Consider the following 14,156-nt stretch of genomic DNA (forward strand, 5'->3'; position numbering starts at 1 on the left):
TAAATATAAGGTATATATTTTTCAATATTCCCTTTGAAAGTATGTGGGCGAATAACGGTTAATTAAATGTGGCTATTAATCGCTGGCCGAAAATACGCTATTTAATTAACCCCGGTTAATATGTTGGTTTCTCCAGCCGGCATAATGATGAAAAGTGGAAATTAAGCATGAAAGAGAAAACAATTAATTGGAATGGCGGCGTTCAGCAGGAAGCGGTAGATATTTTATCCGGCCACGGCGGTATGATCGTCAGCCCGACCAAAGTGGGCTATATCATCATGACTTCGGATGCCGCGGGGCTGGAGCGCAAGTTTGAAGCCAAGCAGCGCAAACGCAATAAACCGGGCGTGGTGCTGTGCGGTTCGCTGGAACAGGTGAAAGCGCTGGCCCAAATGACGCCGGAAATTGAACGGCTGTATGAACGCCACTGGCAGCAGGACATTTTGCTGGGGTGCATTCTGCCCTGGAAACCGGAAGGCAAAGCGCTGATCCCGGATGACGGCAGCCAGGCGTTGATGATGGACGGGCGCGAAACCAGCTGCTTTGTGATTAAGTTCGGCACGCCGGGCGAAAACATTGCCCGCACCCTGTGGGAAAAGGGCCGCTTTTCGTTCGCCAGCTCCGCCAACCCCTCCGGCAAAGGCAACCGGGGCCTGGTTGAAGGCATCGGCGAACGTATTGCCGAGCGGGCGGATTTGATCATCGCCGCCAACGATTACGTTAAATCCATCCAGCCGCACGAATCGGATGAAACCCGCTATGAGCAGGGCGTGATGGTTTCTCTGGTGGATAAAACCGGCAAGCTGGTGCCGGAACAGCATGGCCAGCGCGGCGTGCTCCCGTGCCCGGTGTTGATCCGTAAAGGCCTGCAGGTGAACCAGATTATGGCCATAATGAGTGATATTTTCCCAAGCTGGGACTACCGCCACGGGGATTATTACTGATCGGCGCGCCGCGTTAGCCCGGCGGCCGCAGGGCGTGCTGCAGGCTTTCGACAAACAGCCGGATGCGCGGGGCGTTAATGAACGCCTTTTTAAACAGCACGCAGGATTTGTAGGTGTCCATCTGCCACTGCGGCAGCAGCCGCACAATATCGCCTTTGTGCACATATTCATCGGCGATATAGGCTGGCAGATAGGCAATGCCCAGGCTGCTCAGCGCGGCGTTTAACAGCGCCGTGCTGTTGTTGGCGCGCAGGCGGCAGCGCACTTCAATCGTCTGTTTGTGTTTGTCCTTGCGAAAGGGCAACGCGATGGTGTGGGCGTTGCCGCGGAACAGCAGGTAATCGTGGTGGGGCAATTCATCCGGGTGGGTGATGGCCGGGCGCTGCTGCAGGTATTTTTCGCTGGCGTACAGGCCCCACTCAATGTCCATCAGGGGTTTAAACGCATCGTCGGCGGGTAATTCGCGGCTAATGGCAACCGCCACGTCGTAATTCTCGGCATCGATATTAATCGGGCGATCGGTTAAATCCAGATCGACGCTAATGTGGATGTTTTGCTTAATAAATTGATTAATCACCGGCATTACGCACTGGGTGCCAAAGGTGACCGGCGCGGCAACGCGCAGGCTGCCGATGGGATCTTCATGAATCTGGCGGATAAACTGTTCGGCGTTTTTTATTTCATTCAGAATACGGTAGCAATATTGATAATAAGTTAGCCCAATCTCCGTTACCTGAATTTTCCTGGTGGTGCGTTGCAACAGTTTGGCGCCCAGATTGATTTCAAGCTGACTGATCTCTTTGCTAACCGAAGACTTGGCAATATTAAGCTGGTTTGCGGCCTCGGTGTAGCTTAAGGTTTCGACCACTTTGGCAAAAACCATCATGGCGGTCAGGTTATCAAGTTTATTCACTGTTGCTCCTTGTTGGCCGCCAGCTGTGCAATACTGGCCAGCATCCGCCGCCTGATCAGCCCGCTCACCGGGCGGATCAGGTACCAATAGGGCGTAAATTTGCGCACGCTGGCCCGGTCTGGGCAGAATACACGCGTTTCGGTGAAAAGGCGCGTTTGCCCATCTCCCCATGCTTCAGCGGTAAACCCCAGCACCAGTTTGGCCACGCCTGGCTCATTGTAAGCGCAAAAAGCGTCCCCGCAGTCAATGGCTACCAGCCCATAGTCTGCATGCCAAAACCGCCCGAGCAGGCCAAACACCAATTCACTATGATCCTGTTGTTCCAACAGGGTGAAGTTGTGCATGCCAAATGCCTGCGGCAGAGGGCGCGGTGCGGCTTGCAGGCGCGCAAACACCCGCATGGGCAACTCACGCAGGGAAATCATTCGGCGGAAAAATGCATCGCTCTCAGGCCGGTAATCCTTCGCGGCGGCCATCACCGCGGTTGGAGAGGCGGCGATAACCAGAGAATGCCGCTCACGAAATTGGTAATCGGGCAAATAGTTGTCGATCAACAGCATGCAGCAGCCTATCTGTAAGGGACTGGGGGCATAATCACCGCGAAGGAAACTCGCCCTGGTTAAAACCGTTGCGGCATGGCCAGCGTTGGGTCGATCACGGCGTAGATCTGGCCGTAGGCCGCGTCATCGTCGATGATCTGGTGAATGTGGCGCGCAACGTCTGCGCGGTGGACCAGCCCGTGGGCTTCCCCTCGCTGCCGGACGGCCTGGCCGGTAGCGGGGCCGTTTTTCAGGCCGCCAGGACGCAGTATGCACCAGGCCAGGCTGCTGGTTTGCAACCAGCTTTCCGCCAGCGATTTTTCCCGCACCGCGTGGCCGAAGGCCTGACGGGCACGCGGCGACAGCGAAGGCCAACTGTCGCCGCAGCCGATGGAGGTCACCAGCAGCATATGGCTAAGGCCGCAGCGCGTTGCGGTGTCGATGATAAGCCGGTTCCCGGCATAGTCGGCTTCGGCGCTGCCCAACGTGGAAACGATACGCGCCTGCGGCCCGGCGGCACGGCAGGCGCGCTCGACGCTGGCGGCGTCCAGCGCATCGCCTTCCACCACGGCCAGGCCCAGTTCGCGCAGGGTTTGCGCCTGTTCGGCATTGCGCACCAGCGCCGTCATCGAGCGCTGTTCCTGCAGGCCCAGCGTCACCAGTTCACGGCCAACGCCACTCGCGCCGCCAAAAATCAGCCATGGATGCTTGATCATAAATTTACTTTCCGTTTGTCAAAGCGGTTAAAGGGCTGGCGGCGTTGGCGTGAAGGTTATCGCTAGGCTGCCGCCTGCGGTAACAATAACTGTGGGATGAGCGTTTGCAAAGCCTGCAACAGGTTACTGGCCCAAAAACGGCCGTCCGGCGTCAGGTGGAAACGCGTGCCGTTTAACCGCAGCAGGCCACGCTGTTGCCATTGTTCCAGCAACGGCAACAACGGCGCCGGGTTATCCAGCACCTGCAGCAGATCGCAGAACCCGCTGTCGATCCCGCCCTGCAACGCCAGCCGCCAACGGTAGTCAGGGCTGGCCGGCGTCATCATGGCGATGGGCTTGCGCCCGTTGGCGAGGGCCTGCGCGTAGCCTTCCAGATTGCGCGCCATCATATAGGATTGCCCGGCCACGCTGCCGCCGGCGCTGCTGCCGAGCGCCAGATAGTCCGCCCCCTGTTTGATCAGCAGGTTGTATAGATTGCGCTCGCGGCTATGGCGCGCCCAGTGGCTGTTGCTGAGCTGGCGCCAGTTTTCATCCGCCAGGAATTTTTCCCCCATCAGGTACAAATCGCGGTTGTGGTCAACGGCGGGCAACGCCACGCGCTGGTTTTCCACCGCTTTGGCCAGCAGCGTATTCGGCAACAGATTGAGCGCGTACAGATCGACGCCATCCAACGGCAGATCGCGGACGATCGCCAGATCTTCCCGCCAGCTTGCAACCGTTTGATCCGGCAGGCCGAACATCAGATCGCAAATGATCGCCGCGCGATCGCGCTGCCCCAGGCGGGTGATGAAATCTATTGCCTCCTGACGGTTGGCGCGCCGCCCCAGGCGCTGGCGCACGCGGGTATCAAAGGTTTGGATACCAATGGAAAAACGGTTGGCGCCGGCTTCCAGGCAGGCATCGATGCGCTCGTCGTCAAAGTTGAAAATCCGGCCTTCCACCGTAATTTCACAGTCTGCCGCCAGCGGCAAACTTTGGCGCAAGGTGCTGATGATCCGATGCAACTGCCGGGCGCTTAGCGCAGAGGGCGTACCGCCGCCAAAATAAATGGCGTGTATTGGTGCAGATTGGTGCAACGTGCTACCGGCTTCCAACGCCAGTTCTTGCAGCAGCATGTCGCAATATTCCGCGATTGCCTGTTCTTCGAGCTTGTTCTGATAGAAGCCACAGAATTTGCACTGCGTGGCGCAAAACGGAATGTGTACGTACAGCAGGCGTTTGTTGCCGGTGATGGCCGTCGCCGTCAGGCTTCGCCACGCGGCGTCGATCTCTTCGGCGGGCAACGGTTTTTGTTGGCGCCACGGCATGGTGGCCCAGCGCCCGCGGAAGGGTAACCCGTCTTCAGCAGCAAAGAAGGATGAAAGCTCAAGAGACATAAGTGGCGTATTCCTCATCTGGGCACCCATCGTTAAGGGGTGAACGCTAATGAAAATAAAACGTATTTACATAAATGGGTGAGGCTGAGCATAGAACAACTCCGCCTGCGGAGAATTGATGCACGTCAGGTGGGGAAAGGGCTAAATGGCGGGAAACGGTGAAGATAAATTAAATTTTGTAACTGTCGCCGGGCGGTGCCGCCCGCGCAGGGCACAGGCCGCCGCACCCGGCGTTTTCGTTACAGCATTTTGTTGCGCTTCATGTAGTACTTCACCTGATATTCGCTCGGGTTCATATACATAATGGAAAAATCCAGGTACTCCCCGCTGGTGGACAGCGAAAGGGAGGTGAGTTGCAGCAGCAGCGCCCCCTCTTTGAGCTTTAATTGGTGCGCATAAGGCTCGGCCGCCAGCACCGGGGTAAAAGTCTCAATGCAGCCATCGATAGTGATGCCGCACTGGTTTTCGATATAGTCAAATTTGGAGCCGCACATATAGTGCAGTGAAAGCGTGGGGAACAGCCTGACCGGCATATAGCTGTCTTCCACCATATAGGGTTTGCCATCCACATGGCGGATGCGCTGGAAATAATACACCTGTTCGTTGGCCTTGATGCGCAACTGGCGCGCAATCGCCGGCGGCGCCAGCCGCACGCAAAACTGCACCACTTCATTCGTCACCACCCGGTCAATTTGCTTCATATGCTCAGCGAAGCTGTTTAAGCCGTGGGTGTCGTGTTGTAAATCCTTTTGCAGAATATAGGTGCCGCTGCCGTGGCGGCGATCGAGCATGCCTTCGCCAACCAGGATGTTAATCGCCTTGCGTAGCGTGCTGCGTGAAACACCGATTTCCTGCGCCAGTATCAGCTCACCGGGCAGTGCATCGCCCACTTTAAACTCTTCCGAATTAATACGTGCACGCAGCTTTTGCGCTATCAACCTGTAAATCACTTTTAAACCTCTTATTCATTCACGTCGCGGCATTAGCCGCCATGATGATTCGTATAATTCATTGAGTAATCTTTTATTTTTCTAACGGAAAATGGTTTATGGAATAAACGTATACAAATTAGCTAACAAGTAGACATCTTATTGCCGGATTTTTAATTGATATCGCTCACAGATTTCGCGCGCTGCCGGCGCAGGAGAAAAGGGCGGGGATTACCTTGCCATTAAGGCCTGTTCAACCGCTGCAAATCACTCTGGGCGGCGGCATATCGGCAAAGAATATGTCGGTTCAGCCTGCCAGCAATGGCGGAAAATGTCCTATTTTTAGTCCGTTAGCGAGATAAAAAAATGAGTAACTTCCCCAAGAAACATTCAGTGTTACGCCAAGGCTGTTTATCAGCCGCGCTGATGATGGCAATGCTGGGCCAGCAGGCGCTGGCCGCAAACACGGAGGATACAATGGCAAACACCACAGCAGTTCAGTCAATGCATAACGAGGCCGCCTGGTGGAAAGAAGCGGTGGTCTATCAGGTTTACCCCCGTTCATTCAACGATAGCAACGGTGACGGCATCGGCGATCTGAACGGCATCACGGAAAAGCTCGATTACCTGAAAACGCTGGGGGTTAACGTTATCTGGCTAAGCCCGCATTTTGATTCGCCTAATGCGGACAACGGTTATGACATCCGTGACTACCGCAAGGTGATGAAAGAATTCGGCACCATGGCGGATTTTGATCGCCTGATGGCGGAAGTGAAAAAACGCGATATGCGATTGATTATCGATCTGGTGGTCAACCATACCAGCGATGAGCACCAGTGGTTTGTGGAAAGCCGCAAAGCCAAAGACAACCCGTATCGTGATTTCTACATCTGGCGCGATGGGCGCGACGGCAAAGCGCCGAACAACTACTCTTCGTTTTTCAGCGGTTCAGCCTGGACGCGGGATGCGCAAACCGGCCAATACTATTTGCACTATTTTGCCAGCAAACAGCCGGATCTCAACTGGGAGAACCCAAAGGTGCGGCAAGGGGTGTATGACATTATGCGCTTCTGGCTGGATAAGGGGGTTTCCGGCTTCCGCATGGATGTGATTCCGTTTATTTCCAAACAGCCGGGCCTGCCCGATCTGCCCGCCACAGCATTGGCACACCCGGAATATGTGTTCGCCAACGGGCCGCATATTCACCAATACCTGCAGGAAATGAACCGCGAAGTGTTGTCCCATTATGACACCATGACCGTGGGCGAAGCGTTTGGCGTCACCACCGAACAGGCGAAGAAATTTACCGATCCGCAGCGCCATGAACTGAACATGCTGTTTAATTTTGACCTGGTGCGGATGGATCGCGATGGTTGGCGTAAAACCGACTGGACGTTGCCGCAGCTTAAAGCGACCTACGCCAAAATCGACAGTGGCTCTGGGGCGAACGGCTGGAACACCAGCTTCCTGAGCAACCACGACAACCCACGCGCCGTCTCGCACTTTGGCGACGATAGCCCGCGCTGGCGAGTGGCCTCGGCCAAGGCGCTGGCGACGATGATGCTGACGCAGCGCGCAACGCCGTTTCTTTACCAGGGGGACGAGTTGGGCATGACCAACTACCCGTTCCAGCGGGTGGAGGATTTTGAAGACGTTGAGATCAGGGGGCAATGGCGCGATCTGGTGGCCACCGGTAAAGTGCCGGCGCAGGAATACCTGCAGAATGTTCGGCAGACCAGCCGTGATAATGCGCGCACGCCGATGCAGTGGAACACCGCAGCCAACGGCGGCTTCACCACCGGCAAGCCGTGGCTGGCGGTTAACCCTAACTATGCGCAGATCAATGCCGCCGCCCAGCAGCACGATCCGGATTCCGTCTATAACTATCACCGCCGCCTGATTGCCCTGCGCAGCCAAACGCCGGCGCTGATCTACGGCGAATTCAAGGATATCGATCCTGCCAACGCCCAGGTATTTGCCTATACTCGCACCCTGGGCGATCAGCGCTATCTGGTGGTGATTAACTTCAGCGAGCAGCCGCTGAAATACGCCTTGCCGGCTGGGATCAAGATTAATGCGCTCACGCTGGACAGCGGTGCTGGCCGCGCGGTGGCACAAGGCGCCGCGCAACTGGAACTCCAGCCGTGGCAGGCGTCGATTTACCAACTGTAAGCGTTCGCTGTTGCAGGGTGCCGCCGGCCGTGCGCCGGCGGTTAATCGCCATCTTTTATCTGCGCCATTTGGCTTAGCAGCCAGTTGCGCAGGCTGCTGATATCTTCCCGTTCGCTGTTTTCCGCCAGGGTGACGAAATAGTAATTTGCGCCGGGCAGCGCGTGGGCGAAAGGCGCTGCCAGCACCCCCTGGCGGATGAAATCGTGCGCCAGCAGGCTGCTGACGATCGCCACTCCCTGGCCGGCGACCACGGCCTGTATCGCATGGGTTTCATCGGTGAAGTGCACCCCGGCCTCGCTGTTGAGCATTGCCGGGCCAAAGCGCGTTTTCCAGTGTTGCCAGGTGGGCGCTGCTGCAGGGACGTGGCGGTTATCAACGTGAAACAGGGTGGCCGATGATAAATCTTCAAGCCGCCGGATAGCCAACGCCGGGCTGGCGACCAGGATGAATTCATCCTGATAGAGCAGGGTTGATGCCATCGTGTCTTCTGCCGTTTCACGGTAACGGATGGCCGCATCGACCGTTTTACGCGCCAGATCAATGCTTTCCACACTGGTATGCAGGCGCAGATCGATATCCGGCAACGCCACCTTCAGCGCCGCCAGGCGCGCCACCAGCCAGTGGGTGAGAAAATTCGAGGTGGTGGTGACGGTAAGCACCGGCGGCGCATTATGGGCGTGGATTTTTTCCACGGTATCCTGCAGCTCGTTAAACAGCCGCTGCGTTGTGCTAAACAGTATTTCCCCGCTGGCGGTTAACGCCACCCCCTTCGCACTGCGTTCAAACACCCTGGTGGCCAACTGCTCTTCCAATTGCCGTATCTGGTGGCTGATTGCCGTGGCGGTGACGCCAATTTCGTCGGCGGCGCGTTTGAAGCTGTGGTGAACGGCCACGGCGTTGAAGGCCCGTAGCGCCCCCAACGGCGGCAGGCGAAGCTTTCTCATGCTGAGTTTATTTCATCCATTGCTGAATTTAATGACTTTGATTTGGCTTTTATAGCCGGAGTAACCTCATTAAACGCCATTTTTATGATGAGAACAATTCATCAGTGTTTTGGCGCCTACAGAAGGATAAAGGGTTATGACAGGTTGTATTTCAGCGCCGGATGGCACATTACCGCGCTTATCACTCACGCTGGCAGCGCTTTCACTGGCACAGTTTGTGATCGCGTTGGATTATTCGATTATCTATGTGGCGTTGCCGAACATCGCCGCCAGCCTGCATTTGGCGCCGGCGCATGCGCAGTGGGTGGTTTCTGCCTATGGCGTGATTTTTGCCGGTTTTTTACTGGTTGGCGGCCGCTGTTGCGATGCGTTCGGCGCCAGGAGCATATTTGTGCTGGCGATGGCGTTGTTCAGCCTGGCTTCGCTGTGGGGCGGTATGACGGCATCGGCCACGGCGTTGGTGATTGCCCGTGGCGTTCAGGGGTTGGGCGCTGCGTTTTTACAGCCGGCGATCATTGCGTTGATCTCCCATCACTTCAGCGCTGGCCATACCCGGGCAAAAGCCCTCACCGTCTGGAGCACGGTTGGCGCCGCCGGCCTGGTGGCGGGCGTTGTGCTGGGCGGCGCTTTTACGCAGCTGAGCTGGCGGCTGGTGTTTTTGGTTAATGTGCCGCTGGGGGCGCTGTGTATCTGGGCCGCGTTCCGCTATTTTCGCATTACATGCCGCACTGTGCCGCGCCAACGGTTGCCGTTGTTGGCCTCCTTATTGGGTACGCTGAGCGTGTTGGGCATGGTTATGGCGATGAGCGCATTGGCCGAACACGGGCTGGATCACCTCACCACGCATCGCTGGCTGGGTATGACTACGGTTTTACTGTGGCTATTTCTGCTTGGCGAAAAACACAGCCGGCAACCGCTGGTGGCGCGTGGGCTACGCGGCCTGGCAGGGTTGCAACGGGGCTGCACCGCCAGTGGTTTATACATGGCCAGCGTGGGAACCGAACTGTTTTTGTTGACGTTGCTGTTGCAAAACCACTATGGCTACAGCGCCTGGCAAACCGGGCTGTTTTTTATGCCGCTGACGCTGATGATTATTACCGGCAATATGATCGCCGGTAAATTGTTCGCACGGCTGCCGGCGGCCGGCGTATTGACCAGGGGCTTTATGATCGGCGCCGCCGGGCTACTGCTGATTGCCTGCTCGTTGGGGGAAAATATGGCCTGGCTGGTTTTCATTCCCGGGCTGCTGCTGAGCGGTATCGGCCATGGCATGATTTATACCGCGAAGTTTGTGGTTGGCACCGATGATGTGCCGGATGAACAGCAGGGGGGCGCCAGTGGGCTGATGGTCACGGCGCAATACGCCAGCGGCGCGGTTGCGCTGGCATTGATGGTGATTATCCTGCAGGCCAACCCCGGCATGAGTGGTTTTCACTTTGGCTTCGCTGCCTTAACCGGGTTTGCCGTTATCGGCGCGGTGCTGGCGCAAGGGGCCGACATCAATGGTTAGGGCGCGTTATTTTTTCGGCGAATGCAGCAGGTAATACTCTTCGTCGCCGTCTTCCCCGGTGGCGATCACGCGCCAGCCATGCTTGCGGTAAAACGCCAGCGCCTTTTGGTTTTTCACCAGGCATTTCAGCGAACCGGTATGGGTGAAGGTCTTTTCGGCGTGGTGCAGCAGCGCGCTGCCCACGCCCTGCGGCGGCAGGTGCGGATCGACAAACAGGTTGTGAATGAAATTGTCGGCGCGGTGAATGGAAACAAACCCCAGCAGCTTGCCTTGTTGTTCCGCCACCCAGATATCCTCACCGAGGGTGGCGCGATCAAAGTCTTCCAACTGATAGCCGCGCGTATCTCGCCAGTGGTAGGCGGCCTTGCGGGCAGCCAGATACAAAGTGCGCAGGAATGGGCGATCGGCCTCTTGGTATTTTCTTATCTGCATAGCGGCTCCTTTATCTCTTCCCGCCACTATACGCTAAATCATTTGCCGTGCGGGCCGGGGCGCCTGGAGCGCTGCGCCGTTTGTTTTTCGCGCCGGATGAAAAAAGCCGGTGGCCGGCGCTTCGCTCACCTATTAATGGTGTGAATGCGTTTTTTTATTATTATCTGTTTTATGAATATAAAATAACGATAAATATCGTAAATTAACTTATCATGGTCATTATTTAGAGGTAAATAGCAAATTAACCCGTTAGTGTTGGTTGATTATTCTTCTGTTGTGAATAATAATCCTCACACAAATTGACGAATTCTTTACAGTTAATACCTTCAGGGATCAGAAATGCTGGTATGCAGGAAGCATCTATGGCGTTTTGCCGCGCCGTTGGCGCTGGGCGGTGTGGTTTTTCCGCTTTCGGCGGCTTTATTCAACCCGGCAGAGCACAACACTATCGAACTGCCGCCTTCTGCCGCCGCCGTGCAAGGGGCCGAGCTGGATGCGCGGGAACAATTGCGCCAGCAACAGCGTGAACGCGTGCTGCGCGAACAGAACGCGCCGGATTCCGATGTGCGCCTGGCCCGCCCCAGCGTTGTTTTGCCCGATTACCCCATCAATGAGCAACCCTGCTTCACCATCAATACCCTGCGTCTGGAAGGCGACTCGGCCGCCCGCTTTCAGTGGGCGCTGGATGCCGCAAATGGCGCCAGAGGCCGCTGCCTGGGCAGCCAGGGTATCGTACTGATCATCAACAAAGTGCAGAACGCCATTCTGGCCCGGGGATACATCACCACCCGCGTGATGGCCCAGGAGCAGGATCTGACCGCCGGCGTGCTGACGCTCACTCTGCAGCCCGGGCGCATTGGCGATATTCGCTTTGAGGCGCCGGTTTCCTGGCGCGGGCGGCTGTGGAATGCCATTCCGGCCTCACCGGGCGACATTCTCAACCTGCGGGATCTGGAACAAGGGCTGGAAAACTTCAAACGTGTGCCCAGCGCGGCCGCCGACATCACCATCGTTCCTGGCGAGCGCGAAGCCACCAGCGACCTACGGGTGAACTGGAAAGCAGGCCGGCCGGTGCGGCTTAACCTGGGGTTGGACGACAGCGGTGCAAAAAGCACCGGCCGCTACCTCGGATCTGCGACGTTGGCGGTGGATGCCCCGTTGGCGCAGAACGACCTGTTTTATGCCAATATCGGCAAGAACCTGTTCCAGCACGGGCCGTTCGGCAACCGTTCACACACCCTGAACTACTTTTTCCCGATCGGCTACTGGGCGGTTTCCGCCAACTACAACGACTACACCTATCAGCAGAATATCCCCAATGCGAATGAGGTGCTGAGCTACAGCGGCAAGAGCGACAACCTGCAACTGACGGTGTCCCGGCTGCTGTTTCGCAATCAGGCGCATAAAACCACGCTCAACCTGCGCGCCTATCGTAAGCATTCCTCTAATGCGGTGGATGGCATCGACATCGGCCTACAGCAGCGCCGCACCGCCGGCTGGGAACTGGGCGTTAACCAGCGCAGTTACCTCGGCCGCGCCACGCTGGATGCGAACCTCAACTGGCGCCGCGGCACCGGGGCGTTCGGCGCCTTGCCCGCGCCGGAGGAGGCCACACACAGCGGTAGCGCCCGTACCGGTATTTTGCTTGGCGATCTGAGTGTCAACCAGCCTTTCGCCTGGGGCAAACAACCCTGGCGGTATTACACCCTGGTTCGCGGCCAGTGGAGCCCGAACGCGCTGACGCCACAGGAGCGGATGGCCATCGCCGGGCGTTATACGGTGCGCGGCTTTGACGGCGAACAGATGCTGTCCGGCGAGAAGGGGCTGCTTTGGCGCAATGAGTTGGCGTGGAACGTAGGAGCGCGTGGCCATGAGCTGTATCTGGCCGCCGATTATGGGCGCGTCGGCGGCCCCGGCGCTCGGCATCTGGTCGGCCGCCAACTGGCGGGCAGCGCTTTGGGCGTGCGGGGAGCGTTGTGGGGGCGGTTTAGCTACGATCTGTTCGCCGGTGTGCCGCTCTACAAGCCGGATAATTTCCGCACATCCGGTGCGACGGCTGGTTTTAGCGTCAACCTGGAGATCTGAGGCCGGCCCTGTGCCGCAACTGACCAGAACGGACTGACTTTTCTCACGGATGTGACTCATGAACAAGCATTGCTATCGCCTTATTTTCAGCCGCACCCATGGGGAACTGCGGGTGGTTTCCGAGCTGGCCCGCAGTTGCAGCAGCGAGCCGGGGCAAAGCCGCGGCGCCGGCACGCCACGGTTGTGGGTGACGCTGCGCCGCACGGTATGGCTGCTGGGGCTGGCGCTGTTTGCCGGGCCGGCGGCGGCCGACGGCATTGTGGCGGACGGTGCGGCGGCGCCCGGCCAGCGGCCGGATGTGATCGCCACGGCGAACGGTTTGCCGCAGGTGAATATTACTGCGCCCAATCAGGCCGGGATATCGCACAACCAGTATCAGCAGTTTGATGTCGAGCAGAAAGGCGCCATTCTCAACAACTCGGCGGTGATGACGTCCACCCAGATGGCCGGGATCATACAGGGCAACCCCAACCTGAATCCGGATGCCGCCCCCGCACGGGTGATCCTCAATGAAGTCAACAGTAACAACCCCAGCCAACTGCGCGGTTTTCTGGAAGTGGCCGGCGGGCGGGCGCAGGTGATCGTCGCTAACCCGGCGGGGATTGTCTGCAACGGTTGCGGCACCCTCAATGCCGGGCGAATGACGCTGACCACCGGCAAGCCGCAGTTGAACGCCGACGGCAGCCTGGCGGGCTACCAGATCGAACGCGGCGTGGTGCGCGTTGAAGGCGGCGGGCTGAATGGCGATAGCCGTCATGATACCGAATACGTGGATATTCTGGCGCGCGCGGTAGCGATCAATGCCGGCGTCTGGGCCAAAGATGAGCTGTCGGTGGTGGCTGGCCGCAACCGCGTGAGCGCGGACGGTAAAACCGCGACGCCGCTTTCGGACGACGGCAGCGCCAAACCCGAGTTGGCCATCGATATGGGCCAGATGGGCGGCATGTACAGCGGCAGTATCCGAATGATCGGCACCGAAGCGGGGGTGGGGGTTCGCAATCAGGGCGGGCATCTGCAGGCTGAAAAAAACCTGGTGGTGAGCAGTGAGGGCAAGCTTGCCTGGCAGGCTGGCACAGCGGAGCCTTACACGCAGGCCGGCGGCGATATCAGCTTAACCGCCCGCGACAGCGTTGAACACCAGGGCAAACTGTACAGCGGCGGCCAACTGGCCGTACAAAGCCGCCAGGGCGACATTCGCCAATCCGGCACGCTGGCGGCGGCCGGCAACGTCACGCTGCGCGCTGAACAAGGTATCCAGAGCAGCGGGGCGCTTTTGGCGGGCAGCGATGCCAACAGCAGCCTGATCCGCCCGGCGGATATCACCCTCGTCAGCCAGGGGGATATTCGCGCCAGCGGCAGCTTGCTGAGCCAGGAACAGGTGGCGGTGACCGGCCGCCGGGTGGATTTAAGCCACAGCCGCCTGGCGGCCGGGCAGGCGCAGTTGACGGCGCAAGCCGGGGATGTGGTGCTGCAACAGGCGCAGGTGGACAGTGAGCAACTCACCGTCAACAGTTTGGGGCACCTCGACACGCAACAGGCGCAAATCCGCGCCGGGAATTGGCAAATCACCGCCGATAGCCTGTACAACCAGGCGGG

Annotated in this window: 12 protein-coding genes; 5 read left to right on the forward strand and 7 right to left on the reverse strand. The window is 58.0% G+C overall.

The features are described from left to right. Nucleotides 1-167 precede the first annotated feature (167 nt). Nucleotides 168-944 (forward strand): L-threonylcarbamoyladenylate synthase, encoded by a 777-nt coding sequence (locus AC559G_RS18490; RefSeq protein ID WP_498913770.1) that lies wholly within the window; start codon nt 168-170, stop codon nt 942-944. Nucleotides 945-957: 13 nt separating this feature from the next. Here AC559G_RS18490 and AC559G_RS18495 read toward each other — a convergent pair whose 3' ends face one another. The 5 genes from AC559G_RS18495 to AC559G_RS18515 all read right to left on the reverse strand — a co-directional run bounded on the left by AC559G_RS18495 (nt 958) and on the right by AC559G_RS18515 (nt 5,438). After that, nucleotides 958-1,857, reverse strand: coding sequence for a LysR family transcriptional regulator (locus AC559G_RS18495; protein ID WP_498913772.1), 900 nt, complete (start codon nt 1,855-1,857; stop codon nt 958-960). Then, nucleotides 1,854-2,417 (reverse strand): hypothetical protein, encoded by a 564-nt coding sequence (locus AC559G_RS18500; protein ID WP_498913774.1) that lies wholly within the window; start codon nt 2,415-2,417, stop codon nt 1,854-1,856. The genes AC559G_RS18495 and AC559G_RS18500 overlap by 4 nt, the downstream gene beginning before the upstream one ends. 59 nt (nt 2,418-2,476) lie before the next feature. Then, nucleotides 2,477-3,112, reverse strand: coding sequence for an SDR family oxidoreductase (locus tag AC559G_RS18505; protein ID WP_416260670.1), 636 nt, complete (start codon nt 3,110-3,112; stop codon nt 2,477-2,479). Between the two features lie 62 nt (nt 3,113-3,174). Next, entirely contained in the window at nt 3,175-4,488 is a 1,314-nt protein-coding gene (gene hutW, locus AC559G_RS18510; protein WP_279027044.1) for a heme anaerobic degradation radical SAM methyltransferase ChuW/HutW, read from the reverse strand. A gap of 239 nt (nt 4,489-4,727) precedes the next feature. Beyond that, entirely contained in the window at nt 4,728-5,438 is a 711-nt protein-coding gene (locus AC559G_RS18515; protein ID WP_438599316.1) for a GntR family transcriptional regulator, read from the reverse strand. A 345-nt stretch (nt 5,439-5,783) separates the two neighbouring features. On the opposite strand from AC559G_RS18515, the gene AC559G_RS18520 reads away from it, so the two are divergent. Further along, nucleotides 5,784-7,589, forward strand: a complete 1,806-nt coding sequence (locus tag AC559G_RS18520; protein ID WP_498913778.1) for a glycoside hydrolase family 13 protein — start codon at nt 5,784-5,786, stop codon at nt 7,587-7,589. A 41-nt stretch (nt 7,590-7,630) separates the two neighbouring features. On the opposite strand, the gene AC559G_RS18525 is transcribed toward AC559G_RS18520, so the two are convergent. Continuing rightward, on the reverse strand, nt 7,631-8,533 hold the full coding sequence (locus tag AC559G_RS18525; protein WP_498913780.1) for a LysR family transcriptional regulator: 903 nt from the start codon (nt 8,531-8,533) through the stop codon (nt 7,631-7,633). 136 nt (nt 8,534-8,669) lie between these two features. Here AC559G_RS18525 and AC559G_RS18530 point away from each other — a divergent pair, with 136 nt between their 5' ends. Continuing rightward, a complete protein-coding gene (locus AC559G_RS18530) occupies nt 8,670-10,043 on the forward strand; it encodes an MFS transporter (protein ID WP_498913782.1) in 1,374 nt (457 codons plus the stop codon). Nucleotides 10,044-10,049: 6 nt separating this feature from the next. On the opposite strand, the gene AC559G_RS18535 is transcribed toward AC559G_RS18530, so the two are convergent. Further along, nucleotides 10,050-10,475, reverse strand: coding sequence for a GNAT family N-acetyltransferase (locus AC559G_RS18535; protein WP_438597794.1), 426 nt, complete (start codon nt 10,473-10,475; stop codon nt 10,050-10,052). Nucleotides 10,476-10,814: 339 nt separating this feature from the next. Between AC559G_RS18535 and AC559G_RS18540 the strand changes: the two genes are divergently transcribed. Together AC559G_RS18540 and AC559G_RS18545 are read left to right on the forward strand one after the other, a co-directional pair. Continuing rightward, entirely contained in the window at nt 10,815-12,560 is a 1,746-nt protein-coding gene (locus AC559G_RS18540) for a ShlB/FhaC/HecB family hemolysin secretion/activation protein (RefSeq protein WP_498913784.1), read from the forward strand. Nucleotides 12,561-12,618: 58 nt separating this feature from the next. Further along, nucleotides 12,619-14,156 (forward strand): two-partner secretion domain-containing protein (locus AC559G_RS18545; protein WP_498913786.1); only part of this gene is annotated, 1,538 nt, incomplete at its 3' end.

It is taken from the genome of Gibbsiella greigii, from assembly GCF_039540155.1.
GTDB classification, from domain to species: domain Bacteria; phylum Pseudomonadota; class Gammaproteobacteria; order Enterobacterales; family Enterobacteriaceae; genus Gibbsiella; species Gibbsiella quercinecans.

Bases quoted from the DNA above. Each gene is read 5' to 3' on its own strand.
- AC559G_RS18540 (WP_498913784.1), top strand. From the start codon at position 10,815: ATGCTGGTATGCAGGAAGCATCTATGGCGTTTTGCCGCGCCGTTGGCG.
- hutW (WP_279027044.1), bottom strand. From the start codon at position 4,488: ATGTCTCTTGAGCTTTCATCCTTCTTTGCTGCTGAAGACGGGTTACCC.
- AC559G_RS18530 (WP_498913782.1), top strand. From the start codon at position 8,670: ATGACAGGTTGTATTTCAGCGCCGGATGGCACATTACCGCGCTTATCA.
- AC559G_RS18500 (WP_498913774.1), bottom strand. From the start codon at position 2,417: ATGCTGTTGATCGACAACTATTTGCCCGATTACCAATTTCGTGAGCGG.
- AC559G_RS18490 (WP_498913770.1), top strand. From the start codon at position 168: ATGAAAGAGAAAACAATTAATTGGAATGGCGGCGTTCAGCAGGAAGCG.
- AC559G_RS18520 (WP_498913778.1), top strand. From the start codon at position 5,784: ATGAGTAACTTCCCCAAGAAACATTCAGTGTTACGCCAAGGCTGTTTA.
- AC559G_RS18505 (WP_416260670.1), bottom strand. From the start codon at position 3,112: ATGATCAAGCATCCATGGCTGATTTTTGGCGGCGCGAGTGGCGTTGGC.
- AC559G_RS18535 (WP_438597794.1), bottom strand. From the start codon at position 10,475: ATGCAGATAAGAAAATACCAAGAGGCCGATCGCCCATTCCTGCGCACT.
- AC559G_RS18525 (WP_498913780.1), bottom strand. From the start codon at position 8,533: ATGAGAAAGCTTCGCCTGCCGCCGTTGGGGGCGCTACGGGCCTTCAAC.